This window comes from Streptomyces sp. NPDC001514 (assembly GCF_053597075.1).
On the sequence record NZ_JBSFHO010000004.1, the window covers coordinates 144,963 to 170,560 of the forward strand.

Sequence of the window (25,598 nt, forward strand, 5' to 3'; positions counted from 1 at the left end):
CGACATGCCGACCTGCCCGAACGGACACCAGTCGGGTTCCGACGACTGGTGCGAGGTCTGCGGCCATCGCATGGCCGGGGCGGGGGCTCCGGCGGGCGCGGTGCCGCCTCCGCCACCCCCGCCGCCGGCTCCCTCCCCGCCCGCGCCGGGATACGGCTACCCCGGCCCCGGCGCCCCCGGTGCCACGGCCCAGGCAGAGCTGTGCCCGCAGTGCCGTACGCCGCGCGAGGCGATGGCGCCGTTCTGCGAGGAGTGCCGCTGGAACTTCCTCACGAACACGGCGACGTCGTACACGCCGCTGGCCCCGCCCGGCCGTCCCCCCGGTGGTCCCGGTGGTCCCGGTGGACCCGGTGGTCCGGTGCCGGGGCTGAACCTTCCGCCCGGCTTCCAGGCGCAGCAGCCGCCGCGCCCGCCGGACCCGTTCGAGTACCAGAGCTCCCGGCCTTCGCAGATGAACCGGCCTGCCGAGCCGCTGACCGGCGACCCGTCGGCGCCGCAGGCCCCGCAGCCACACCGGCCGGGGCCGCCCGCGCCCCCGCAGGCGTTCCAGCAGTCCGGTCCGCCGGCACCGCCGCAGGTGTTCCAGCAGCCAGGACCGCCCGCCCCGCCGCAGGCGTTCCAGCAGCCGGGTCAGCCCGCGATGCCCTCCCAGCCCGGATTCCCGCAGGCCGTCCCGGCCCCGGCGCCGCCGGGGCCCCAGCAGCCGCAGGGCGGCGGGGACGACTGGGTGCTCCCGCCGCCCTCGCAGGCGCAGCCACCGCAGCCGCCGCAGTCCATGCACCAGCAGGGGCCGCCGCAGCAGCAGTACCAGCCCCCGGCGGGCTGGACGGCGGTCTTCGCGCCCGACCGCGAGTACTTCATGGCGATGATGCAGCGCAGCGGCCCCGAGGCCGCCGGCCTGAATCTGCCCGCGTACTCGCCGGAGCAGACGCGTCCGCTCTCCGGCAACCAGGTCACCATCGGCCGCCGCCGGCACTCCACCGGTGAGTCGCCCGACATCGACCTCTCCGTCCCGCCGGAGGACCCGGGCGTCTCGCACCAGCACGCGGTCCTGGTCCAGCAGCCGGACGGCACCTGGGCGGTGGTCGACCAGAACTCCACCAACGGCACCACGGTGAACGGCGCCGAGGAGCCGATCCAGCCCTACGTGCCCGTCCCGCTGAGGGACGGCGACCGGGTGCACGTCGGCGCCTGGACGACGATCACCATTCGTCGGGGGCAGTAGCGTCGCCGAGGGACCAGGCGTACGGCCCTTCAGGGTCGTCCAGCCAGGCCCACTGGCGTCCGCCGCTGACCGTGACACCGAAGCGCTCCCGCTCCGGCAGCTTCTCGCGCTGCCAGAGCGAGAGCGCTTCGTGCGGATCAAGGCTGCCCGCGGTCAGCGCGAGCAGGAAGTGGAACAGCTCACTGTCGGCGACCCGCCGCGGCAGCCCCGCGGCGTGCGGGACCGGCGAGCGCACCGGCTTGCCGCCGCGAAGCGGGACGAAGTACGCAGCGGTGTGCAGAAAGCGCCCCTCCGCATGGTCGGCGTCCCGCACCCGCAGCGCGACCAGCCCGGTGGCGAGCGGCGCGAGGATCCGGGCGCCCGGGCGGCACTGCGCGAGCCAGTCCTGCGGTACGGACGGCAGGGTGCACGTCACGATGATCCGGTCGAAGGGGCTGCGCTCGGGGCAGCCGCGCGCACCGTCGCCGGTGATCACGGTGGGGTGGTAGCCGGCCGCCGCGAGATGGGCCCGCGCGGACTCGGTGATCTCCGGGTCGAGTTCGACGGTCGTCACCAGCTCGTCGCCGAGCCGGTGCGACAGCAGGGCCGCGTTGTAGCCCGTGCCGGCGCCGATCTCCAGGACCTGGTGCCCGTCCCGTACGTCCAGGGCGGCCAGCATGCGGGCCATCAGCGAGGGCTGGCTGCTGGAGGAGACGAGCTGTCCGTCCCGTACGCGGGTGGCGAGCGGCCCGTCGGCGTACGCACCCCTGAGCCAGCGCTCGCGCCGCTCCGGGTCGCGGTCCGCGCACCACAGCCGCTCGTACCCGGCGAAGGTGGAGACGTAGTAGTACGGCACGAACAGATGCCTCGGCACCTCCTCGAAGGCGGCCCGCCAGGCGGGGTCCTCCAGCGCGCCGGTCGCGGCGATGCGCCGCACCAGCGCACGCCGCACCTCGGCGGCGGGGCCCGCGAAGGGATCCCGGGCCGGAGGAGCGTCCCGTTGTGCACCCATATCTCCACTTTCCTGCGCGCCCGCGCGGGAGGCGAGCACCTGGCGCGTAGTCCTAGGGCCCGGGTCCTCCGCCGACCGGTCTGAGACCATGGAACGGTGAACGAGATTCCGAGGGGCACACTTCAGGAGCAGACCTTCTACGAGCAGGTCGGCGGCGAAGAGACCTTCCGGCGCCTGGTACGGCGCTTCTACGAGGGTGTCGCCGAGGACCCGCTGCTGCGCCCGATGTACCCCGAGGAGGATCTGGGCCCGGCCGAGGAGCGGCTCACGCTCTTCCTCGTGCAGTACTGGGGCGGCCCGCGCACCTACAGCGATCACCGCGGCCACCCCCGGCTGCGGATGCGCCACGCGCCGTTCACCGTCGACAAGGCCGCGCACGACGCCTGGCTGAAGCACATGCGGGTGGCCGTCGGCGAGCTGGGCCTCTCGGAGGAGCACGAGCGGCAGCTGTGGAACTACCTCACCTACGCGGCCGCGTCGATGGTCAACACCGCAGGCTGAACACCCGGCACTGATCACGATCGCGTCAAGGTCGGCCCGTATCGCCGTGGAAGCGTTTTCCCGTCCGGGTGCCCTCTGAAAGCATCCGATGAACGTTCGACGGGGGGCGTTCGACGGGGGCTGGACGGGGGGACGGGTGACGGGGTTCATATTCCTGCGCGTGGGAGCGCACCGGCTGCTGCTCGCGGCCGCGCTCCTCGCGGTCCTGCTGACGACGTCCGTCCTCGCCGCCCTCGCCGCGCTCCAGGGCTCGGTCGGGGACGCGGCGCTCCGGCACGTCCTGCGCGGCCCGGCCGCCGCCTCCGCCTCGCTGGTCATCAGCGCGGACGTGCCGCGGGACCGGCGGGACGCGGCCCAGGAGGCCGCGGTCCGCGGCGCGCGGCAGACCTTCGACGGGTTGCCGGTGACCGTGCGGAAGCTGGAGCGCTCCGGCCCGTACGCGCTGCCGCGCTCCCTCCGGACCTCCGATGCCCGCAAGGGCGAGCCCGACCTCACCCACTTCGCCGCCCTGGACCGGTCCCGGATCAGGCTCGTCGCGGGCACGCTGCCGGGCCCCGGGCCGCGAGGGAACGCCCCTGTACCCGTCGCCCTGCCCGAAGCCGCCGCCGAGCGGCTGAAGCTGCGCCCCGGTGCGCTGATCGCGCTCACCGACCGGCTGGGCGGCGCGGCGCTGACGGTCCGGGTGACCGGCGTCTACCGGGCCGCCGACACCGGCGATCCGTACTGGCAGCTGGACACGCTCGGCGGGCGCGGGGTCCGTACCGTCGTCTTCACCACCTACGGCCCGCTGCTCACCGACCCGTCCGTCCTCGCCTCCGGCCGCACCTCCGCCGGCACCACCGCCTGGGTGGCGGGCGCCGACTACCGGAGCATCACCACCGACCGGATCGGCGCGCTGCGCGAGGCGTCCGCGCGCGGACCCGAAGCACTGCACAAGGACCCGGCGTTCGGCGGCGGCGCGACCGTGACGACGGCGCTCCCGACCGTCCTCGACCGGACCGGGCGGGCGCTGCTCGTGGCCCGGTCCACGCTGATGATCGTGGCCGTGCAGCTGGTGCTGCTCGCCGGGTACGCGCTGCTGCTGGTGGCCCGGCTGCTCAGTACGGAACGGGCGGGCGAGACCGATCTGCTGCGGGCGCGCGGGGGTTCGCGCCGCCGGATCGCCGGCCTCGCCGCGCTGGAGGCGCTGCTGCTGGCCGTACCGGCCGCGGTGTGCGCCCCGCTGCTGTCGGGTCCGCTGACCCGGCTGCTCGCGCGGACGTCCTCGCTCGACCGGATCGGGCTGCGGCTCGGCGACGCACCGACGGGCCAGGTCTGGCTGGTCGCGGCCGGGGTCGCGGTGTGCTGCGCGGCGGCGGTCGTCGCGCCCGCGCTCGCGGCGACGGCGGACACGTCGGGGCGCCTGCGGCGCGTACGTGCCGCGGCGCTGCCCGCGCCCGTGCGCGCCGGGGCCGATGTCGGCCTGCTGGTGATCGCGGCGGTGGCGTACTGGCAGCTGGACCGGCAGACCGGCTCGTCCGGCACCGGCGCGCTCAGCGGTGACCGCGAGGGCGACCTGGGCATCGATCCGCTGCTCGTCGCGGCGCCCGCCCTGGCGCTGCTCGCCGGCACCGTGCTGACGCTGCGTCTGCTGCCGCCCGCGGCACGGCTCGCGGAACGGCGCGCCGCGAGCGGCCGGGGGCTGCCGACGGCGCTGGCGGGCTGGCAGTTCAGCCGCCGGCCGCTGCGCGGGGCGGGGCCGGTGCTGCTGCTGGTGCTCGCCGTGGCGATGGGCATGCTGGCGATCGGGCAGAGCGCGTCGTGGGAGCGGTCGCAGGGCGACCAGGCGGACTTCGGTACGGGCGCTTCGGTACGGGTGCTCGACGGCAGGCCCGGCGGGCCGGGGCAGGCCGGGCTGTACACCTCGCTCCCCGGGGTGCGCGAGGCCGCGCCCGCCCATCGCGCGACGGTGGACCTGCCCGGCGACCGTACGGCGACGGTGCTCGCGCTCGACACCGCGCGCGCCGACGAGGGGATGCTGCTGCGGGGCGATCTCGCGGACGAGCCGGCGCAGGGGCTGCTCCGGGCGGTCGCGCCGCCCAAGGCCCCCGCCGGCTCTCGCGCGGTCCCGCTTCCGGACGGCACCCGGCGGCTCACGCTCGACCTGCGGATCACCGACGAGGGTGCGCCGTCCGGCCGTTCCCGCGCGGGGCTCGCACCGCTGGTCACCGTCGTCGTCGAGGACCGCTACGGCATCCCGTACCGGCTGAGCGCCGGGAAGGTGCCCGTGGACGGGCGTGTCCATCCCGTCACCCTCGATCTCGACGTGTCCGCGTCCGGGGCCCGTACCGCACCCGCCGGGCCGCTGGCACTGAGCGGGCTGCAGCTCGACTGCCGGGCCCCGGACAGGAAGTCCGAGCGGCACCTGCTGCGCGTCGAACGGCTGCTGGCCACGGGCCCCGGCGGGACCGCCCGCCCGGTCCCCGCGTCCTCCGGGGTGCGCTGGCAGGGCAGCAAGCACGAGACGGAGGGCGGGGAGGCCCGCCCGCCGGTGGCCCTGAGTGCTGCTGCCTCGGAGACGGTGCCGCTGACGGTCACGTACGGCACAGGGCTCACTGCGCCCACGCCCGACGACTGGTTCCCCGAGCCGACGGAGTTCAGTGTCCGCACCGCCGTCGTGCGCACCGCTCCCCCGGCGCGGATCCCGGCCGTGGCGACGGACGGCTTTCTGCAGGCGGCCGGGGCGCAGCGGGGCGACAGCATCGATGTGACGCTGGCCGGGGAACAGCTGCGTGTGACGATCGTGAAGACGGTACGGGAGCTCCCGACGACCGGACCGGGGCCGGGAGCCGGGGCCGGGGCGGGAACGGGAACCGGAACAGGACCCGGAGCGGGATCCGACGCCGGTGGCGGGCCCGGCGCCAAGGACGGGGGTGCGCTGCTGCTCGATCTGCGCACCGTCAACGCCGTGTTCGCCGATCGGGCGAGCACCCCGCTCGGCCCCAACGAGTGGTGGCTGAGCGCCGCCCCCGGCAAGGCCGCGCAGGTCGCGTCCGCGCTGCGGGCACGCCCTGACATCGATCCGGACCAGGTCCTCGTCCGCGACGAGGTCGCCGCCGAGCTGCTGGACGATCCGCTCGGCGCAGGTCCACGCGCGGCGCTGATGGCGGTCGCGTTGGCCGCGGCCGCGCTGGCGGCGGTGGGCTTCGGGGTGAGCGCGACCGGTTCGCTCCGTGAGCGCTCCGCCGAACTCGCCGTGCTGCGCGCCCTGGGCGCGCCGCGCCGGGGCCTCGCCCGGCTGGTCGCCGCCGAGCAGAGTCTGCTGATCGGGATCGGTCTGCTCGTGGGCCTCGGCCTGGGAGCCGTCCTCACCCGGGCCGTCGTGCCCTTGGTCCTCCTGACCGGGCAGGCCACCAAGCCGGTGCCGCGGGTCCTGGTCGAACTGCCCGTCTCCCACGTGGCCCTGCTCCTCGCGGGTGTCGCCGCACTCCCGCTGCTGATCGCCGCCGCGATCGCCGTCCGCCGCGCGGATCCCGCCGTCTCACTCCGCCACCAGGGGGACAACTGACATGATCCTGCGCCCTGTTGACCTCCGCGGTCCTGGCCTCGGCCGTGCGTCGGCGCGCCGCAGCACGGGAGGCCGTCATGGCGCGTGAGCGCAGTGTCGCGCCGTGGATCCGCACGCGGCTGCGGACCGCGCCCGTGGCGGCCGTCGCGTTTGGGATGCTCGTGCTGGTCACGGCGTTCCTCGCCGCCGTGCTGCCGCGGGCCGTCGATGCGTACGAGGCCGAAGGGCTCCGGCACGACGTCGGCAGCGCCCCGCCCGGCAACACGGTGCTGGAGCTGACCTCGCCGCAGCCGCGACTGGAACTGCCGCAGGCCGCGCGGGACGAGGTGGTGCGGCCGAATGCGCTCGCGGCCGTCCACCGCGAGGCGATGGAGGCGCTGCCCGCGCCGGTGCGGGCGGATGCCGGACAGTCGGCGTTCGGGGTGCGGACCTCCAAGACGCTGGTCGGTACGGACAAATGGCTGCCGCGCCCCGACGCGCTGCCGCCTCGCTTCACGCTGGCCGCACAGTCGGACGTTGCCGCCCACGCCACCCTGCGGATGGGCCGGCTGCCCGTCGCCGCCGGGAAAGTGACGTCGGACACCAAGGTCGTGGAGGGCGCCGCGACCGTGGCGACGGCCCAGGCACTGCACCTCGGCATCGGTTCCGTCGTCCACGTCGCCGGCGACGGTTCCGTCCCGCTGGCCGTCCACATCACCGGGATCGTCGAACCCCGTCAGCCGCAGGGCAGTTACTGGTCGGCGGAGCCCGTGCTCCGTGCACCGGGTATGGCGGCCGTACCGTCCAAGCCGCCCCAGTACTACTGGGAGGCAGCCCTGCTCCTGGCACCCGACGCCGCTCCCGCACTCCTCGGCACGCAGGCACAGCCGGAGGCGTACTGGCGGTTCGCGCCCGCCTCCGGACAGCTCACCGCACAGGACGTGCCGGAGCTCGTCGACCGGGTCGCGTCCCTCGAAGGCGGGCCGGAGCTGCTGAAGCTGCGGGACATCGCCGGTGGCACAGCAGCCCTGAGCACGGGCCTGGAGACGGTCCTCGGCTCGTACACGACGATGCGCGAGGCGATCGCGCCCGTCGTCGCGGTGGCGGCGTTCGGGATCGGCGCGGTCGCCGCGGTCGTCCTGGCCATGACCGGCGGGCTGCTCGCCGCGCGGCGTGCCGCCGAGCTCGCGCTGCTGCGCTCCCGCGGCGGCTCACTGCGCGGGATCGGCGGGCGGCTTCTCGGCGAGACCGCCGTGGTCGCGCTGCCCGCGGCCGCCGCCGGTCTGCTGCTCGCCGTCCTCGCCGTGGACGAGGCCCGGCTGCTGCCCGCGGTCGCCGGTGCGGGCGCGGTGGCGCTGCTGGCCTGCGCCGCGCTGCCGGTGCGGGCGATCGTGCTGCACCGCAGACCACGGGCGCACGGGGAGCGCGACGACCTCGCCCACGCAAGGCCGGGCAAGCGCCGTACGGTCGCCGAACTGACCCTGCTGGTCGTGGCCGTCGGCGCGGTGGTGGCGCTGCGGCGGCGCGGCACGGCCGTCGCTGGGGACCACCTGGTCAGCGCGGCTCCGGTGCTGGTCGGGCTGATCGCGGCGCTCGTGCTCGTACGGCTCTGTCCGCTGCCGCTGCGCTGGGCCGCCGGTCCGGCCGGGCGGCTGCGCGGAGCCGTCGGTTTCCTGTCGCTGGCCCGCTCGGGCCGCTCGTCGGCGACGGGTGCGCTGCCGCTGCTGGCGCTGCTGATGGCGCTGACCACGGCGGCGTTCGGCGGCTCCGTACTCGCGGGGGTCGCGGACGCCCGCGACCGGGCGGCGCTGCTGGCGACGGGCGCGGACGCGCGGGTCTCGGGTCCCGGCGACACGACGCCGCTGCCCGCGGGGGCGGAAGGTGCGGTGCGGGAGGTCGCGGGCGTGAAGGACGTGACGGCCGTACGGATCGACCGCATGGCGGAGCTCGCGTCCGGCGAGCCCGGTGCCGGCGGTGGGCCCGACGAGGGGGCCGGAGACAGGAAGCCCCTCACGCTGATCGGGGTGGAGCCCGGGCCGTACGCCGGGCTGGCCCGGCAGCTGGATCTCGGGGCCTTCCCGCCCGACGCGTTGAAGAGCACCGGTGGCGTGCTGGACGCCGTCGCCTCACCCGGCGTCGCCGAGCGACTCGGCACGGCGCCGCGCCGGATCACGTCCCTGGCGGGTGACGTCACCGTACGCATCGTCGCGGTGCGCCCCGGCACCCCGGCCGCGCCCGGATCGGACTTCCTGCTGGTCGACGGTGCGGCCCTGAAGCCGTCCGCCCCCACCACGCTGCTGGTCACGGGCGAGGGTCTGGAGGCGAAGGCCTTGCGGGCGGCGGCCGTGCGCGGTTCCGGCACGGACCTCTCCGTGGCGCTCCGCAGCCAGGAACGAGCGGCGTTCACCGACTCGCCCCTCCAGTCGGGCGCCGAGCGGATCTACGCGGCGGCCATCGCGGCCGGTGCCGGCTACGCCGTACTCGCCCTGCTGCTCTCCCTGTTGCAGACCGCACCGGAACGGGCCGCGTTGCTGGCCCGGTTGCGCACCATGGGCCTCACCACCCGCCAGGGCCGTCAGCTGCTCGGCCTGGAGTCACTGCCCCAGGCGTTGCTCGCCGCCGGCGGCGGCATCCTCGTCGGCTGGGCCACGATCCTGCTCCTCGCCCCGGGCATCGACCTGGGCAGGCTCGCCCTGGCCACGGCACCGGGCGTCGCACCGGTGGACGGCGCGTCGCTGCGCGCCGACCCGTGGTCGCTGGCGCTGCCCGCGGCGGGCGTGGTCGCGCTGGCGGGGGCGGTGGCCGCCGGGCAGGCATGGTGGGCGGGGCGCCGCGGATCGATCACCGAACTCAGGGCAGGAGACATGCGATGACCGACACCAGCCTCGCGGAGCTGGAGCAGCGGGCGGCGGCGCGCCGCGACCGGCCCGCGTACGGACACGACGCGCTGATCGCCTGCGACCGGCTCGTACGGATCTTCAGGACGGACGGCGTCGAGGTGCAGGCCCTCCAGGGGCTCGATCTGCTCGTCCAGGAGGGCGAGCTGATGGCCCTGGTCGGTGCGTCCGGCAGCGGCAAGTCGACGCTGATGAACATCCTCGCCGGCCTGGACGTCCCCACCGCGGGCGCCGCGCAGGTCGCGGGCTGCGACCTGCTCGCGATGGACGCGAAGGCCCGGCTCCGCTACCGCCGCGACGTCGTCGGCTTCGTCTGGCAGCAGACCGCCAGGAACCTCCTCCCCTACCTGACGGCGGCCCAGAACGTTGCCCTGCCCATGCAGTTGCGCGGCCGTACGAAGAAGAAGGCCGAACGCGCACAGGAGCTGCTGGCCATGCTCGGTGTCGCCGACTGCCGCGACCGCCGCCCGCAGCAGATGTCCGGCGGCCAGCAGCAGCGCGTCGCGATCGCCGTCGCCCTCGCCAACTCCCCTGCCGTCCTCCTCGCCGACGAGCCCACCGGCGAGCTGGACTCCGCGACCGGTGAACAGGTCTTCGCGGCCTTCCGCCGGGCCAACGAGGAGCTCGGCACGACGATCGTGATCGTCACGCACGACCAGGCGGTCGCGAGCGAGGTCCGCCGCACCGTCGCGATCCGTGACGGCCGGACGTCCTCGGAGGTGCTGCGCCGCACGGAGATCGACGCGGAGGGCAGGGAGTCGGTGGTGGCACGCGAATACGCGACGCTGGACCGGGCGGGGCGGCTCCAGCTGCCCGCCGAGTACACGGCGGCGCTGGGCATGGAACACCGGGTGATGCTGGAGCTGGAACAGGACCACATCGGCGTGTGGCCGGACGACGCCTCCCGCTAGCCGCTTGGGGCAGGCCCTTCATTTTGAGCCCGTCCGGCGTTCGAGGACGGACAAGCGGGCCACCCGGCGGTACCGGGCGCGCTCGGGGGTCTGGGGCGAAGCCCAGGTTCCCGCCGCAGGCCCGCCCCTACCCCAGCCGCCCGGTCACCCATTCATGAAACGCGCCGATGTGGTGCTCGCTGGGCACCAGCACCCCGCCCGCGCGGTACGCACGGGAGTCCATCGCCGGCTGCGTGAGCTCGCACGCCTCGAAGTCCTGCACGTTCACCCGGTGGAACAGTTCCACCGACCGGGACACGTCCGCCCCCGAAGCGACGACCTCCGGCGCGTACAGCCAGTCGCACTCGACGAGCGTTCGGGCGACGCTCACCGGGAACATCCGGTGGACGATGACGTGGTCGGGCACGAGGTTGATGAAGACCTGCGGCTTCACCGTGACGGCGTAGTAGCGCCGGTCCTGCGCATCGGTGAGCCCCGGCAGCCGGCCGAAGCCCTCGCTGCCGTCGACGGTGAAGCCCTGCGCCGCGGAGGCGAACTCGGCGCCGTGTCCGACGTAGTACTGGGCGGCGTACCCCCGCGAGAACTCCGGGAGCACATCAGTGAGTTCGGGATGGATCGTGGCGCAGTGGTAGCACTCCATGAAGTTCTCGACGATCAGCTTCCAGTTGGCCGCGACGTCGTAGCGGATGCGGCGGCCCACGACGAGCTCCTCGGTGCGGTAGCGGTCGATCGCCGCGGCCTCGCCGAGCCGTTCCACGGCCGCCTCCATGACCGTGTCCTCGAAGGAGGGGGGTTCGTCGGCCAGGCACACCCACGCGTAGCCGAGCCATTCGCGCAGTGCCACGCGCCGCAGCCCGTACGCCTCGCGGTCGATGTCCTTCATCCTCGCCAGGTTGGGCGCGGCGACGAGCGTGCCGTCGAGGTCGTACGTCCAGGCGTGGTAGGTGCAGCGCAGGGTGCGCCGGACCTCACCCGCGGGCTCGGAGCACAGCCGTGCGCCGCGGTGCCGGCAGACGTTGAGGAAGGCGCGCAGCGCGCCGTCCGCGTTGCGGGTGATCAGGACGTTCTCGGTGCCGACCTGGACCGTGCGGTACGCGCCGGGCCCGGCCAGTTCGGTGGAGCGTATCGCGCAGAACCACAGGGCCTCGAAGATCCGCTCCTGTTCGCGGCGGAAGGTTTTGGGGTCGGTGTACGCCCGCCCGGGGAGCGTCGCGATGAGGCTGGGGCCGGACGTCATGGCGGTCATAGCGGCCTCCCTGGAGCGAACAGGTCGATGGGGTGCGCGGTCGCGCCGGTCAGCGCCAGGTCGGCGAGGATCTCGCCGACCACGGTGACGAACTTGAAGCCGTGTCCGGAGAATCCGCAGGCGACGGTCACCGACTCCGGATGGGCGGGGTGGCGGGCGATCACGAAGTGCTCGTCGGGCGTGTTGGAGTACATGCAGGTGGCGGCCTTGAGGAAGGTGCCGGGGAGGGTGGGGACACGGGGTGCGAGCTGGTTCGCCATGGCCCGTACCTCGTCGTCGTGGACGGTGCGGTCGATGGTCTCCGGGGTGCAGACGGTGCCCTTGCGGAAGAAGGCGACCTTGGCGCCGCCCTCGGGGCCGTCGATGGCGGGGAAGCCGTAGATCTGCACCCCGTCGGCGTCCTCCCACACATAGATGGGGTGCCGGTCGGGGGTGTACGGGCCGGTGCCTCCGGTGGGCTGGAACCAGTACATGATCTGCCGCTCGACGGTGATCGGCACCCCTAGGTCGGCGAGCAGCTCGGGCGCCCAGGCGCCCGGGCAGATGACGAGCTGTCCCGCCGTGTAGACGCTGTCGGCGGTGTCGACGCGCACTCCCTCGCCGTACGTCTGCCAGCGCGTCGCCGGCTCCTCGAAGTGGAGCTCGGCGCCGCCGCGAGCGGCGAGCTGGAGGTGGGCGGCGACGGTGTTCTCCGGCCGCAGCAGCCCGGCCTTCGCCTCGTACAGGGCGACCTCGTCGTCCTGCGGTGTGAACGTCGGGAAGCGGTCGCGCAGTTCCTTCGCGTCGAGGAGTTCGTGCGGCAGATCCCACTGCCGGGCCGAGCGCAGCGCCCCGGCGACCGGCCGGGACTCGGGGCGGCCGATCATCACCCCGCCGCAGAGGGTGGCGATGTCCCGGCCGCTGTCGCGCTGCAACCGCTCGTACAGCTCGTACGCGCGCAGCAGCAGCGGTACGTAGGCGGGGTCCTCGAAGTACGACTGGCGGGTGATGCGCGAACCGCCGTGGCTGGAGCCCTTGTTGTGCGCGGGGCCGTACTTCTCCAGGCCGAGGACGCGGGCGCCGCGTGCCGCGAGATGGTGCGCGGCGGCGCTGCCCATGCCGCCGAGGCCGAGGACGATCACGTCGTAGGACGCTGACGGTGCCACGGAGTACTCCTCTACCTGCGGATACGGTCCATCTGCGGGTCGACCAGGGGCTCCTCGGCCGTGGTCGCGGCGATCTTCTCACCGAAGTACTCGATGTGGACGGAGGTGCCGGTCGGCAGCGGCGGGAGCCAGGCGTACGCGACGCAGCGGCCGATGGTGCAGCCGTAACCGGCGCTGGTGATGTGACCGCGGGCCTCGCCGTCGACGTACACCGGCTCCTTGCCGAGGACGACGGCGGCGGGATCGTCGAGGGTGAGACAGGTGAGGCGGCGGCGGATCCGCTGTGTTTCAAGGGCGTCGCGTCCGATGAAGTCCCCCTTGTCCGGACGGACGGCGAAGCCGAGTCCGGCCTCGTACGGGGTGTCCTCGGCGGTCATGTCCTGGCCCCAGGCCCGGTAACCCTTCTCCAGGCGGAGGGAGTTGAAGGCGCTGCGCCCCGCGGCGATCACGCCGAGGTCCCGGCCCGCGTCCCAGAGCGTGTCCCAGAGGCGGAGCCCCAGGTCGGCGCTGGTGTACAGCTCCCAGCCCAGCTCACCGACATAACTGACGCGCAGCGCCGTCACCGGCACATGGCCGATGTATGTCTCCTTGGCGCGGAAGTAGCCGAAGCCGGTGTGCGAGAAGTCGTCGTCGGTGAGCGGCTGGACGAGCTCGCGGGCGAGCGGGCCCCAGACTCCGATGCAGCAGGTGCCGGCGGTGATGTCGCGGACATGGACGCCGTCGGGGGCGTGGTGCGCCAGCCGGTCGAGGTCGGCCGGGGAGTTGGCGCCGATCTGGAAGCGGTCGGGGCCGAGCCGGGCGACGGTCAGGTCGGAACGTATCCCGCCGCCCTCGTCGAGGAGCAGGGTGTACGTCACGGCGCCGGGCCTGCGGGCCAGCTGGTTCGTCGTCATGCGCTGGAGGAGGCCGAGCGAGCCGGGTCCGGTGACCTCGAGGCGCCGTAGCGGTGTCATGTCGTACAGCGCGACCCGCTCGCGCGTGGCCAGTGCCTCGGCGGCGGCGGTGGGCGACCAGTGGCGGGCGGACCACGGGTCGCGGGCGGGGAGGGTGAGTCCGGCGGCGAGCGGGGCGTTGGCCTCGTACCAGTGCGGCCGCTCCCAGCCGCCGCCCTCCAGGAAGTACGCGCCGAGTTCACGCTGGCGCGGGTGGAAGGGGCTGGTGCGCAGCGGTCGCGGCTGCTCGGGGGGTTGGAGGGGGTGGACGATGTCGTACACCTCGATGAAGCTCTGCGCGCTGCGCCCGGCGATGTACGGGGGTGTGAGCTGGGCGGTCTCGAAGCGGGCGAGGTCGCATTCGTGCAGGTCGAGGGGCGGGCAGCCGTCGGTGAGCCAACCGGCGACGGCTTCGGCGACTCCGGCGGAGTGGGTGACCCAGACGGCTTCGGCGAGCCAGAATCCGCGCAGCTCGCGGGACTCGCCGAGCAGCGGCATGCCGTCGGGGGTGAAGGAGAAGATCCCGTTGAAGGCGTGGTCGACGGCCCCGGCCCCGTCCCCTGTCCCTGCCCCCTCGCGCAGGGCGGGCAGCAGCGCGGCGGCGTCGTCCCAGCTGGGAGCGAAGTCCTCGTCGGTGAAGGGGAGTTCCGAGCCATCGGTGGTGAACGGGTCCACGGGCATGGGTCGGTGTGCGTACGAGCCGATGCCGATGCGGTCACCGTGCGTGCGGAAGTACAGGTCGCGGTCCTGGTGACGCAGGATGGGCAACTCGTTCGTGGCGCCCGCCAGTTGGGGCAGGGGCACCGTGGTGGCGTACTGATGGGCGAGCGGCAGCAGCGGTACGGTCACCCCGGCCATCGCCCCGATCACCGGCCCCCAGAACCCGGCCGCCGAGATCACGATGTCGGCGGGGAAGCTGCCCCGGTCGGTGACGACGCCGGTGACCTGGTGGTTGTCCTGGGTGATGCCGGTGACGGTGTGGCGGTCGAGGATGCGGGCCCCGCGGGCCGCCGCCCGCCGCACCATGGCGTCGGCCGCGTCCACGGCGCGGGCCAGCCCGTCGTCGGGGGTGTGGAAGCCGCCGAGGATCCGGTCGGTGTCGAGCAGAGGCCACAGCTCGCCGCAGCGCCGGGGCCCGATGATCTCGCCTCGCACTCCCCAGGAGGCGGCGAGGCCCGCCTTGCGATGCAGGTCGGCCAGCCGGGCCGGGGTGGTGGCGACCTCGAGGCCGCCGACCGGGTCGAAGGCTCCGAGCTCGGTGAACTTCTCGATGGTGCGGCCCGCGAACGCGCTCATCGTCCGGGACGGATTCGTGCGGAAGACCAGTCCGGGGGCGTGGGATGTGGAGCCGCCCGGCGTGGGCAGCGCGCCTTTCTCCAGGACCGTGACGTGGTACCGGCCGCGTGCGGTGAGCTCGTCCGCGAGCCCACAGCCGACGATCCCGGCACCGATGACGACCACTCGCGTTCTGGGCACGATCACACCCCTCCGTTGTTGCGTAGTGCACGACGGATTGCGCGATGGGAGACGATGGGAGCCATAGTGGGAACGCGGCGCGGTGACCGTCAAGAGTCGTGGGTTAACCCTTTGTAAATGGCCGACGGGGATCGTCGGAGACCGGGCGGGGGGCGATCCGCGACAGGCCCGGTGCCGGGTTCAGCTGCTGTGGCCGAGACGGCGCGACAGCTCACGCGCCGCTGCGACGGTACGGTCTGCCAGCCCCGGCAGCCGCTGCTCACCCAGGCGGTACGCGGGCCCGGAGGTACTGAGCGCACCGAGCACGGCTCCGTCGTGGCCGCGCACGGGTGCGGCGACGGCGTTCAGCCCGATCTCCAGCTCCTCCACCGCGGTGGCGAATCCATGCTCGGCGGTGGCGGCCAGCTGCTCCTTCAGCGCCTGCGGTGAGGTGACCGTGCGTTCCGTGAAGCGCTCGAGGCGGCCCGCGAGTACCTCGTCCCTGACCGCGGCCGGGCCGTGCGCGAGCAGCACCTTTCCGCTGGAGGTGGCGTGCAGCGGGGTGCGGCGGCCGAGCCAGTTGTACGTGGTGACCGAGGCGTGGCCGCGGGCCTGGGCGATGTTGACGGCGGCCGAGCCGTCGAGCACGGCGATGTTCACGGTCTCGCCGATCTCGTCGGCAAGTTCGCGGCAGAGCGGCACGCCCTCCTGGGAGATGTCGAGCCGGACTGCGGCGGCCCCGGCGAGCCGCAGCACCCCTGCGCCGAGGTAGTACTTGCCGCGGTCCCTGGACTGGGCGACGAGGCCGCGGTTCTCCAGCACGCCGAGCAGGCGGAACGCGGTCGAGCGGTGGACGCCCAGCTCGTCGGCGATCTCGGTGACCCCGGCCTCGCCGTGCCTGGCCAGGCTCTCCAGGACGCTCACGGCACGGTCCACCGACTGCACGGCACTTGCCTTGTCCGTCATCGCAAGGGGCCCCCTGAGGCAGATGTTGCGCATGGCGCACTCCCGTTGCACGGATCGCGCTGACGGCTCATCTGCCCGGTCCGGAAGACCTTATGCGGACGAGTTTCCTCAGGAGGTTCCGGGCTGGGCCCGGGCGAGGTTCAGGTGGAGTCTCGGGCGAGGGTCGGTCGGGGTGTCAGGTGGGGGGTGTCAGGTGGGGGTGACCGTCAGCCCGCCGAGTCCGGCTGTCCGTACGGCGATCGAACCGAACGGCGTACGCAGCCGCAGCCAACTGCCCGCCGCGAGCAGCGCCGCCCCGGGCACGCCCTCCGGCGTCGGGCGCAGGAAGCCCAGCGACTGGGCGGCGTGCACGGCCCGCAGCGGCAGGTCGGTGTCGCCCAGGGTGCGGGACCAGATCTCGCGGCCGATCCGGTCGCGCTCGGCGCGGGTGCGCCGCTCGTGCGGCAGCGCCTCGTCGCGGGCGCGGAATTCGGCGACCGCTGCCGCGACCGCGCCCCGCATCTCGGTGACGCCGGGCAGTCCCTGCAGCTCCCGCCAGCCGCCGCGCGGGGGCAGCACCCCCGCCCAGGGCGGTCCGGTGACCGCGGCCGGGACGGCGAGCTCGGCGCCCTGCACGGACTCCAGCAGCTCGCCGGCCGAGACGGTCACATCCAGCCGGACGGCATCGTCGGGCCCGGCGAGCCGGGCCGTACGGATCGCGAGGACGTCGAACGACGGCGGCCTGCCGAACACGGCGAGCGCGCCGCCGCCGGCCTGGATCCGGACGGCGGCCGCCCGGTCGTAGTGGATCAGCCGGCCGAGGAAGGCGGCGAGATCCGCCGCCTCCCTCGCGTCGGCGAGCCGCAGGGTCTGCACGGGCGCTGTCATGCCGCTAGCGCGCCCTCCACGCCGTTGTCCAGGTACTCCTGGAGGAAGGACTTCTCCTCGGCGCTGATACGGCGCGGGCGCGCCGCCGCCAGGTCGTAGGGCACGACGACGGTCGAGGCCCGGACGTACACCTGGTCCGGGTCCTTGATCTCGTACGCGATCGTCAGCGACGCCGCGCCGATCTTCGTCACCCACGACTCGACGGTCACCGGCTCGTGCCGGTGGACCAGCGGCCGTACGTAGTCGATCTCGTGCCGGGCCACGACGGACCCGCCGGAGAACGACGGTGAACCGTCCCCGGGCGCGAGCCGGAACATGAAGTCGATGCGGGCCTCCTCCAGATAGCGGAGGAAGACCACATTGTTGACGTGCCCGAAGGCATCCATGTCCGACCAGCGCAGGGGGCACTGGTAAATATGCCGAGCCACTGACAGCCTCAGCCCCGGGTGAGCTTCTTGTAGGTGGCGCGGTGCGGACGAGCCGCGTCCGCACCGAGCCGCTCGACCTTGTTCTTCTCGTAGGACTCGAAGTTGCCCTCGAACCAGAACCACCTGGAGTTGCCCTCGTACGCCAGGATGTGCGTGGCGACGCGGTCGAGGAACCAGCGGTCGTGGGAGACGACCACGGCGCAGCCGGGGAACTCCAGCAGCGCGTTCTCCAGGGAGGACAGCGTCTCGACGTCGAGGTCGTTGGTCGGCTCGTCGAGGAGCAGCAGGTTGCCGCCCTGCTTGAGGGTGAGCGCCAGGTTGAGGCGGTTGCGCTCACCGCCGGAGAGGACCCCGGCCGGCTTCTGCTGGTCCGGCCCCTTGAAACCGAACGCCGACACGTAGGCGCGGGACGGCATCTCGACCTGGCCGACGTTGATGTAGTCCAGCTCGTCGGAGACCACGGCCCACAGCGTCTTCTTGGGGTCGATGTTCTCGCGGCTCTGGTCGACGTACGAGATCCTGACGGTCTCGCCGACCTTGATCTGACCGGCGTCGGGCTTCTCCAGACCCTGGAGCATCTTGAACAGCGTGGTCTTGCCTGCGCCGTTCGGGCCGATGATGCCGACGATGCCGTTGCGCGGCAGCGTGAAGGAGAGGTCGTCGATGAGGACCTTCTCGCCGAAGGCCTTGCTCAGGTTCTCGACCTCGACGACGACGCTGCCCAGACGCGGGCCCGGCGGGATCTGGATCTCCTCGAAGTCCAGCTTCCGCATCTTGTCGGCCTCGGCCGCCATCTCCTCGTAGCGGGCCAGACGGGCCTTGGACTTGGCCTGGCGCCCCTTGGCGTTGGAGCGGACCCACTCCAGCTCTTCCTTGAGCCGCTTCTGCCGCTTGGCGTCCTTCTGGCCCTCGACCTTGAGTCGGGACGCCTTGTTCTCCAGGTACGTGGAGTAGTTGCCCTCGTACGGGTGGGCGCGGCCCCGGTCGAGCTCCAGGATCCACTGGGCGACGTTGTCCAGGAAGTACCGGTCGTGGGTGACGGCGACGACGGTGCCGGGGTACTTGGCGAGGTGCTGCTCCAGCCACTGCACCGACTCTGCGTCGAGGTGGTTGGTGGGCTCGTCGAGCAGCAGCAGGTCGGGGGCCTCGAGCAGCAGCTTGCAGAGCGCGACGCGGCGGCGCTCACCACCGGACAGGTTGGTGACGGGCCAGTCGCCGGGCGGGCAGCCCAGCGCGTCCATGGCCTGCTCGAGCTGCGTGTCCAGGTCCCACGCGTTGGCGTGGTCGAGGTCCTCCTGGAGCTTGCCCATCTCCTCCATCAGCGCGTCGGAGTAGTCGGTCGCCATGAGCTCGGCGACCTCGTTGAAGCGGTGGAGCTTGCCCATGATCTCGGCCGCGCCGTCCTGGACGTTCTGCAGGACGGTCTTGGACTCGTCGAGCGGCGGCTCCTGAAGGAGCATGCCGACCGAGTAGCCGGGCGAGAGGAAGGCATCGCCGTTGGACGGCTGCTCCAGACCAGCCATGATCTTCAGCACGGTGGACTTACCGGCGCCGTTCGGGCCGACCACACCGATCTTCGCACCGGGCAGGAAGCTCAGCGTGACGTCGTCAAGGATCACCTTGTCGCCGTGCGCCTTGCGCGTCTTGCGCATGGTGTAGATGTACTCAGCCAAGAGAAACCGTCCGGCAATATGTGAGTGGGCAGATACACCCCATCTTGCCTGACCGCCACCCCTGGGAGCGAACCAGTAGGTCAGTGGCCCGGCTCACGCCGCCGACCTGGACCTGCCCCTCTACGAACCGTCATCGCCGGTCGCCGTCGGTCGGGCCCGGTCGCTCCGAGACGGCCCGCAGACGCCCCGGGCCCTCCTCCGAACCCCGACAGGGATCTTGAGGCAGGGAGCCCAGCAAGATCCGCCGGACACCCCCTAGACGCCGAGCAGCGCGGCGAGAAGCAAAGCCGCCATCGCGGAGAAGAACCGCGGCTTCCTCCAGCCCGGCCCTGAAGCCTGGCGGGTCAGCTCCCAGGCGCCCACCAGACCGCCACCCAGACCCAGCGCGCTCCGCAGCAGGAAAACGGTGGTGTGCACGGGGAGCCTCCAGGGACCTGGGAACGGATGGGAAGGCTATCCCCGGTGGCGGTCGCACGATGACCGGGCTCGACACCGACGGCCCCGGCGCTCGCAGGCGATCCGGGGCCGTCGCGAGCGCACCGTCACCGGGCGCTCACCGTGCGTCGCTCAGTCCTGCGGGGAGGACGCCTCCGTGGCGGATGCCGCCTCGGGGGCAGGGGTCTTCTTCCTGCGGACGAGGAAGACGGCGGCGCCGCCGATCACGACAAGGGCGATCGCAATGCCCGCGATGACCGGGGTGGCGTTCGACGTGCCGGTCTCGGCGAGGTTCTCGTCACCGCCCGAGGTGCCGCCCGCCGAGGCGGGGCTGGGCTGGGAGGACGGCTGACTGGGGGTGGGGCCCGCACTTCCGGTGGTCTTGCAGTCGAGCACGCCCTTGAAGTTCTTCGAGAACCCGCCGGGGCCGGTGATCGTGAAGTCGTACGCCTGGTCCTCGGGAACCGGGACGGTCACCGTGCGGGACTCGCCTGCGGCGATGGAGTGCTTGAACCCCATCAGCTCGAAGGTGAACGCCTCGTCGCCTTTGTTGGTGGCCGTGATGTCGATGCCGCCCTTGGCGCAGTTCTTCTCCGCCGACAGCGCAGGGATCGGGCCGGTCTTGGCCCAGGTGGCGGTGGCCGTCGCGGAGACCGTCGACCGGCTGGACCCGGCGAGGATCTGGGTCTGGCTCTTGGTCACCCCGGCGAACGCCCGACCGACCGGCACGGAGGTGGTCGCCTGCACGGTCAGCGAGGCGGAGCCGTCGGCGGTCCCGGAGGGTATGTCGAAGTACAGCTCGCTGCCGTTGACCGCGGAGGTCACCGGCTTGCCGTCCTTGCCCGTCACCTTGATGCCACTGGCGGCGGCATCGGCGGGCGGGGTCACCGTGACACTGTTGGCGTCGGTGCGGACCGTGACCGGCCCGAGCCGTCCGCCGGCCTTCCCGGAGACGGCGTTCGGCTCCAGGCTGAGCGAGGCGCGGGGCTCCTCGACGCTCCGCGCTTCCTTCTCGAGCCAGTCGGCGAGCTTCTCGGCGGCCGGGTCGAGCGCCTCGACCTGGGCAGCGTCCGAGTACCGCCAGATGGCGACCTGGGTGCCCGCCGCGGCGGTCCGCTCGCTGAGCGGACCGGTGCCCGCCCGGTCGGCAAGCCCCGTGAGGTCGTCGATCTGGGGGTAGGAGTGCTGCAGGATCCAGCGGATCTTGCCGGCGTTCTTGTTGGCGCCGAGCGAGGTCTGGTCCCAGGGGGTCTCCAGGTACTTGGCCTGCTCCTGGGTGGGGTTGTGGATGTCGATGCAGTACGTCTTGAGCTTGCCGCCGCCGTCCACGGTCATCTCGAAGAGGCCGGCGGGCAGCTCCTGGTCGCGGCCGCCGTCATGCAGCACGGCGCGGTCGAAGGTGGTCAGGCCGTCGAGGGTGGCGGAGGCTCCGCCCGCATGCTGGGGGGCCTCGTCGGCGACGGCCGGTCCCGCGCTGACTATCGAGCCCGCCGCGGACAGCCCGAACACCAGGGCCGCCACGGCCGTACGGGCGGCTCCCCGCCCACGTACAGAGAACGCAGAAAACACAGAATTCCCCTCCGGGCGAGGCGCTTTCGCGTGGGATGCGTGGGGGGAGTGCCTCGCCAGCAGACTCAAGTGCCCCGTGAGTACTGGGGAATCCTAGGGACGCAGCGCGACCCGATGCCCCGTCATGCCATGAGATAACCATTCCGAATCGGAATCGTTATCGCGGCCTCCGCACCCCTGACGAACTATCGACAAATCTCCACAACCGCAGGTCAGGGGACGGATGCGGTGGCCGCTCCCGCCGCGGACACGCGGTCGCGGCCGTCAGCACTGCCCTGACCGGCGGAGACGGGGGACAGTCCTGGCGGGCCCGTCCGGTTACCCGCTCCGCCGCTCATACCGTCGCCCGTCCCGTCATCGGGACTGTCGCCCGCCCCACCGCCCGGACGGTCCGTCAGATACGGCTCCCCCTTCGCCACCCGCCGGAACGCGGACGTACCGCGCGCCATGTCGTGCCCGACCGACACCGCGTCGATGTCGACGGACGTCCGCCGCACCCCGTCCCGTTCCTCCTCCCGCACCCTCAACCGGCCGTGGACCACGAGTGGTTCACCCACCGAGACCGAGGCCGCCAGATTCAGCGCGAGTGCGCGCCACGCCCACACCGTGTAGAAGCTGGTGGGCCCGTCCGCCCAGAGCTCCCGCTGCCGGTCCCAGCGGCGCGAGGTCACCGCGAACCGGAACCGCGCATACCCCCCGTTCGCGGATTCCCGGTACTCCACGCCGGTCGCCACATTGCCGACCAGCGTCACCATCGCCTCGTTCATGACCGCTCCCCTCCCGTTCGACCGACTGGTTCCAGCGGGCCGATCCCAGCCGGCTGATCCCGGCTGATCCCGACTGATCCCGACTGACTGGTCCCGACTGACCGGTCCCGACTGACTGATCCCATGCTGGTCCCGCACGCGGATTCCCGCCGACGCCTGTGGAAGGCGCCGCACATGGGGAAAACCCCGCCACCCGTACGAGTGGCGGGGTCACCGGGGCCAGGGCCGGCCGGGTCAGCGGTGCGAGCGTCCGGACACCGCCACGTACTGCTCGCGCACCTCCCGGTACCGCATCAGCTCCGCTGCGATCGGATCGAGGACCCTCGCCCGCCCGCAGCCCGCAGCGGCCTCCTTGAGCCGCCGTTCCGCGTCCTGCCCGTACCGCCGTGCCGGCCCCTTCGCGGCAGCCGCGCACGCCCACTCCACGAGCGGCCCGCCGATGATCCCGCCGAGCATCAGCAGCACCGGGGGCACCAGCATCGGCTCCAGGACCCCGATGATCTGCCCCGTCAGCCACAGCCCGCCGTAGATCTGCAGCAGTGTCATGGCGGCCTGCGCAAGAACCGCGACCGGCCACCATGCCGGCCGCGGCGGCCGGGCCTTCGGTGTGCCCAGCGTGGCCGCGAGCTCGTCCAGCGCCTCGGGCAGCCCCTCCGCCCCGCGCACCGCCGCTTCGCGCACGGCCTGCGCCCAGGGCGCGGGCAGCCCGTGTGCCGCGCCGTCCGCGACGATGCGCACGGCCTGCTCGACCCGCTGCCGTGCCGTCAACTCCTCCTCCACCGGCTCCGGTGGCTGCGGCAGCCCCCCGCCCGGCGTACGGACGCGCTCGTACCAGCGCCACAGCCGCAGCCATGGCGTGCCGCAAGCACGCCCGGCGTTCCTGAGCCACTGGCGTTCGGCCTCCTCACCGACCGCGGTGGCACCGACCGCGCCCGCCAGCCGTGCGTTGAAGTCCTCGCGGGCCCGCTCGCCGAGTCCGGGCCGTCCGTCGGCGACGTACACCGGACGCAGCCGTGCCGCGGCCGCGTCGACGTCGGCGGAAATGCGCCGGGCTGCGGCGGTGCGCTCCTGTACGAAGCGGCCGAGCAGCTCGCGCAGATCGCCGACGCCCTCGCCGGTGAGGGCCGAGAGGGCGAGGACCGTGGCGCCGGGCTCGCCGTGTTCACCGAGGGCGATTCCGTCCTCGTCCAGGAGCCGGCGCAGATCGTCGAGGACCTGGTCGGCGGCTTCGCCGGGCAGCCGGTCGATCTGGTTGAGGACGACGAAGGTGACCTCGGCGTGCCCGGCGAGCGGCCGCAGATAGCGCTCGTGCAGGGCGGCGTCGGCGTACTTCTCCGGGTCGACGACCCAGACGACCGCGTCGACCAGCGCCAGCACCCGGTCCACCTGTTCCCGGTGCACGGTCAGCGCCGAGTCGTGGTCGGGCAGGTCCACAAGGACGAGCCCCTGCAGATCGTCGTCCCCCGATCCGCCCGCCAGCGGTCTGCGGCGCAGCCGCCCGGGGATGGCGAGCCGGTCGAGCAGCCCGGCGGCGCCCTCGGACCAGCTGAGGGCGATCGGCGCCGAGGTGGTGGGCCTGCGCAGCCCGGTCTCCGAAATGGGCACCCCGGCCAGGGCGTTGAACAGCGTGGACTTTCCGCTGCCGGTGGCGCCCGCGATGGCGATGACGGTGTGCTGCGACGACAGCCGCTGCCGAGCGGCCGCCTCGTCCAGGACCCGTCCCGCCTCGGCGAGGGTCCGGCCGTCGAGCCGGGTGCACGAGAGGCCGATGAGCTCGCGCAGGGCCTCGAGACGGTTGCGGAGCGGGGCGGCGTACGGGCCTCCGATGGGGACGTGCGGCTCCTCGGCCGACGTGTCCTCGTCGAAGTCGGAGGGCTCGGCGGCGCGGCGGGCGATGAGGCCGTCGTCCCAGCGGGCCTCGCCCGGACCGGCGGACCCACCTGCGTCTCCGCCCACCCCCACTCTCTCCCTCTCCCTCTCCCTCTCCCTCTCCGCGACGGGCTCTTCGCCCGAGGCCGCCTCGTCAGCATTCGGGGCGGGCTCGACGACGGGCGGCTCTACGGAATGCTCCACGGACTGCTCCTCCACGGGCTGCTCCACCTGGTCCACGGATTCTTCGGCGGGCCCCACGGCAGTGCCGTCGGCGGACCCCTCCACGGCCCCCTCCGCCTGAGCGGCCTCGGAACCGGCCTCCGGGTGGCCCTCGGTCTCCCCAGCGACAGCGGTCACCGGCGGTCACCTCTCCTTCTGCAGTACGGACAGCGCGGCGATCAGCTCTGCCTGCGGCTCCGGGGACACATCGAGGGCGTCGAGCGGGGCGAGCCGCCGGTCGCGCTCCTCGTGCAGTACGCGTTCGACGTACGCCGTCACGAGCTCGCCGCCTTTGTCGCGCAGCCGCAGCGCGCCCTGGGCACCGATGCGTTCGGCGAGCAGCTCCCCCGCGGCGCGGGCGCGGCGGCCACCCAGCAGGGAGGCGGCGAGCAGTGCGGCGACGGTCTCGGAGTCGGGTGCGACGGAACGTTCCATGCCCCGCACCACCTCCTCCGCGAGCTCCTCCAGGACCCGCCGCCAGCGGCGTACCGCCATCCCGATGCGCTCGGCGGCCTCCCTGTCGGCCGCCGCGTACCCGCCGCCGACCGCTCCCGAGGCAGGCTCGCGCCGCCACGCCTCCTGGAGCCGCTCGTCGGCGGCGGCCACGGCGCACTGGAGCAGCGCGATGAGGCTCTCGGCGAGGGCGTCGAGGAGCTCGGCGGCGGAACTGTCACGCGGGTAGCCGCGCCAGCGGGTGCGGGCGTCCCCGGCGAGCACAGCGCCGCGGCCGAGCTGTTTGCGTACGCGCTCGGCCTCCAGCGCGTACGCCTCCTCGACCGCGCCGGAGAGGCGTACGGCGGCGGCATACTGCGCGGCGACCGCTCCCGCGAGCTCCGGCATGCGGGCGTTGAGCGAGTCGATGACGCCGGCGGCGGTCCGTACGACGGTCTGCTGCCGCGCGGCGGGGTCCATGGCCCGGTGTGCCAGCCAGTCCCTCAGCGCGGCGATGGCGGAGTCCGGGAGCAGCCCCCGGCCGCCGCCCGCGGACTCGGGCAGCTCCGGGATCGTGAACCGCGGTACGTCCCCGAGGCCGGCCTTCGTGAGGAGGGCCGCGTACTGCCGGGACACCTCCGCGATCACCTGGTGCGGCACCCGGTCGAGGACGGTGATGAGCGTGGCGTCGTACTCCTTCGCCGTACGGAGCAGGTGCCAGGGGACGGCGTCCGCGTACCGGGATGCGGTGGTGACCATGACCCAGATGTCGGCGGCGCAGAGCAACTCGGCGGCCAGCATGCGGTTCCCGACGACGAGCGAGTCGATGTCGGGCGCGTCGAGCAGGGCGAGCCCGCGGGGCAGCGACCCGGCGGTCTCGACCCGCAGCGCGTTGTCCTCCACCGGCCCGCGCTCACCGCCCGCGGCCTCGATCTCCTCCTGCTGCGGCAGCCACACGCGCGTGAGGTTGGGCAGCACGCGCATGCCCGCGAACCAGTGGTGATCCTCCGGGTGGCATACGAGCACGGGCGTCCGCGTCGTTGGCCGCAACACCCCGGCCTCACTCACCCGCCGCCCCACAAGGGAGTTGACCAGCGTCGACTTCCCGGCCCCCGTGGACCCGCCGACCACCGCGAGCAGCGGGGCTTCGGGGTCTTTCAGCCGGGGCACCAGATAGTCGTCGAGCTGCGCGAGCAGCTCGTCCCTGGTCCGCCGCGCCCGCGGAGCACCTGGAAGGGGGAGTGGAAGACGCACCGCAGCGACACGGTCGCGCAGGGCGGAGAGTGCGTCGATCAGCTGAGGCCGTACTTCCATGGTCACCACATGCGAAGAATGCCCAATTTTGGCGGCTTTTTGAAGCGTATTGGCACCCCTGCGCGCGCCGATCAGGCAGACGGGACAGACGGGACGAGCGGGGCACAGGCATAACGAGTGCACAACACCCGAGGCGTGAGACGAAAAAAGCGCTGCGAGAATCGCACCTGCCTGCGATTATCGGTTCGCTTCACCGAACCTCCACATCGTGCCACGCAGGTGAAGCA

The 25,598-nt window shown here is 73.2% G+C and carries 18 protein-coding genes; 5 read left to right on the top strand and 13 right to left on the bottom strand.

The annotated features are described in order from the left end of the window. Positions 1 to 4 precede the first annotated feature (4 nt). Entirely contained in the window at positions 5 to 1,225 is a 1,221-nt protein-coding gene (locus ACWCXB_RS06775; protein WP_450719739.1) for an FHA domain-containing protein, read from the top strand. On the opposite strand, the gene ACWCXB_RS06780 is transcribed toward ACWCXB_RS06775, so the two are convergent. Further along, positions 1,203 to 2,216, bottom strand: coding sequence for a methyltransferase domain-containing protein (locus ACWCXB_RS06780; RefSeq protein ID WP_450719741.1), 1,014 nt, complete (start codon positions 2,214 to 2,216; stop codon positions 1,203 to 1,205). The genes ACWCXB_RS06775 and ACWCXB_RS06780 overlap by 23 nt on opposite strands. Before the next feature lie 96 nt (positions 2,217 to 2,312). Here ACWCXB_RS06780 and ACWCXB_RS06785 point away from each other — a divergent pair, with 96 nt between their 5' ends. The 4 genes from ACWCXB_RS06785 (at position 2,313) to ACWCXB_RS06800 (ending at position 10,051) form a co-directional block, all read left to right on the top strand. Beyond that, positions 2,313 to 2,717 carry a globin gene (locus ACWCXB_RS06785; RefSeq protein WP_450719743.1) on the top strand — a complete coding sequence of 135 codons (405 nt, stop codon included), beginning with the start codon at positions 2,313 to 2,315 and terminating at the stop codon, positions 2,715 to 2,717. A gap of 136 nt (positions 2,718 to 2,853) precedes the next feature. Next, positions 2,854 to 6,264: an FtsX-like permease family protein gene (locus tag ACWCXB_RS06790; protein ID WP_450719745.1), complete on the top strand. Its 3,411-nt coding sequence runs from the start codon at positions 2,854 to 2,856 to the stop codon at positions 6,262 to 6,264. 77 nt (positions 6,265 to 6,341) lie between these two features. After that, positions 6,342 to 9,116, top strand: a complete 2,775-nt coding sequence (locus ACWCXB_RS06795) for an ABC transporter permease (protein WP_450720086.1) — start codon at positions 6,342 to 6,344, stop codon at positions 9,114 to 9,116. Beyond that, positions 9,113 to 10,051, top strand: a complete 939-nt coding sequence (locus ACWCXB_RS06800) for an ABC transporter ATP-binding protein (RefSeq protein WP_450719747.1) — start codon at positions 9,113 to 9,115, stop codon at positions 10,049 to 10,051. The genes ACWCXB_RS06795 and ACWCXB_RS06800 overlap by 4 nt, the downstream gene beginning before the upstream one ends. Before the next feature lie 127 nt (positions 10,052 to 10,178). On the opposite strand, the gene ACWCXB_RS06805 is transcribed toward ACWCXB_RS06800, so the two are convergent. The 12 genes from ACWCXB_RS06805 to ACWCXB_RS06860 all read right to left on the bottom strand — a co-directional run bounded on the left by ACWCXB_RS06805 (position 10,179) and on the right by ACWCXB_RS06860 (position 25,371). Further along, complete coding sequence (locus ACWCXB_RS06805) at positions 10,179 to 11,297, bottom strand: aromatic ring-hydroxylating oxygenase subunit alpha (RefSeq protein ID WP_450719749.1); 1,119 nt, start codon at positions 11,295 to 11,297, stop codon at positions 10,179 to 10,181. After that, positions 11,294 to 12,394 carry an N-methyl-L-tryptophan oxidase gene (gene solA, locus ACWCXB_RS06810; RefSeq protein WP_450720088.1) on the bottom strand — a complete coding sequence of 367 codons (1,101 nt, stop codon included), beginning with the start codon at positions 12,392 to 12,394 and terminating at the stop codon, positions 11,294 to 11,296. The genes ACWCXB_RS06805 and solA overlap by 4 nt, the downstream gene beginning before the upstream one ends. Before the next feature lie 59 nt (positions 12,395 to 12,453). Beyond that, a complete protein-coding gene (locus tag ACWCXB_RS06815) occupies positions 12,454 to 14,850 on the bottom strand; it encodes a GcvT family protein (RefSeq protein ID WP_450719751.1) in 2,397 nt (798 codons plus the stop codon). Positions 14,851 to 15,030: 180 nt separating this feature from the next. Continuing rightward, on the bottom strand, positions 15,031 to 15,795 hold the full coding sequence (locus ACWCXB_RS06820) for an IclR family transcriptional regulator (RefSeq protein ID WP_450719753.1): 765 nt from the start codon (positions 15,793 to 15,795) through the stop codon (positions 15,031 to 15,033). A gap of 189 nt (positions 15,796 to 15,984) precedes the next feature. Then, positions 15,985 to 16,662: a hypothetical protein gene (locus ACWCXB_RS06825; protein ID WP_450719755.1), complete on the bottom strand. Its 678-nt coding sequence runs from the start codon at positions 16,660 to 16,662 to the stop codon at positions 15,985 to 15,987. Beyond that, positions 16,659 to 17,090 carry an acyl-CoA thioesterase gene (locus tag ACWCXB_RS06830; protein ID WP_450719757.1) on the bottom strand — a complete coding sequence of 144 codons (432 nt, stop codon included), beginning with the start codon at positions 17,088 to 17,090 and terminating at the stop codon, positions 16,659 to 16,661. The genes ACWCXB_RS06825 and ACWCXB_RS06830 overlap by 4 nt, the downstream gene beginning before the upstream one ends. An 8-nt stretch (positions 17,091 to 17,098) precedes the next feature. After that, on the bottom strand, positions 17,099 to 18,763 hold the full coding sequence (gene ettA, locus ACWCXB_RS06835) for an energy-dependent translational throttle protein EttA (RefSeq protein ID WP_450719759.1): 1,665 nt from the start codon (positions 18,761 to 18,763) through the stop codon (positions 17,099 to 17,101). Positions 18,764 to 19,018: 255 nt separating this feature from the next. Continuing rightward, entirely contained in the window at positions 19,019 to 19,180 is a 162-nt protein-coding gene (locus ACWCXB_RS06840; protein WP_450719761.1) for a hypothetical protein, read from the bottom strand. Positions 19,181 to 19,330: 150 nt separating this feature from the next. Continuing rightward, positions 19,331 to 20,767, bottom strand: coding sequence for an LAETG motif-containing sortase-dependent surface protein (locus tag ACWCXB_RS06845; protein WP_450719763.1), 1,437 nt, complete (start codon positions 20,765 to 20,767; stop codon positions 19,331 to 19,333). Positions 20,768 to 20,979: 212 nt separating this feature from the next. Continuing rightward, a complete protein-coding gene (locus ACWCXB_RS06850; RefSeq protein ID WP_450719765.1) occupies positions 20,980 to 21,534 on the bottom strand; it encodes a single-stranded DNA-binding protein in 555 nt (184 codons plus the stop codon). A gap of 234 nt (positions 21,535 to 21,768) precedes the next feature. Further along, on the bottom strand, positions 21,769 to 23,496 hold the full coding sequence (locus ACWCXB_RS06855) for a GTPase (RefSeq protein WP_450720090.1): 1,728 nt from the start codon (positions 23,494 to 23,496) through the stop codon (positions 21,769 to 21,771). Positions 23,497 to 23,769: 273 nt separating this feature from the next. Beyond that, the gene (locus ACWCXB_RS06860) at positions 23,770 to 25,371 is read right to left on the bottom strand and encodes a dynamin family protein (protein ID WP_450720092.1); all 1,602 of its coding nucleotides are present in this window, start codon (positions 25,369 to 25,371) and stop codon (positions 23,770 to 23,772) included. Positions 25,372 to 25,598 lie beyond the last annotated feature (227 nt).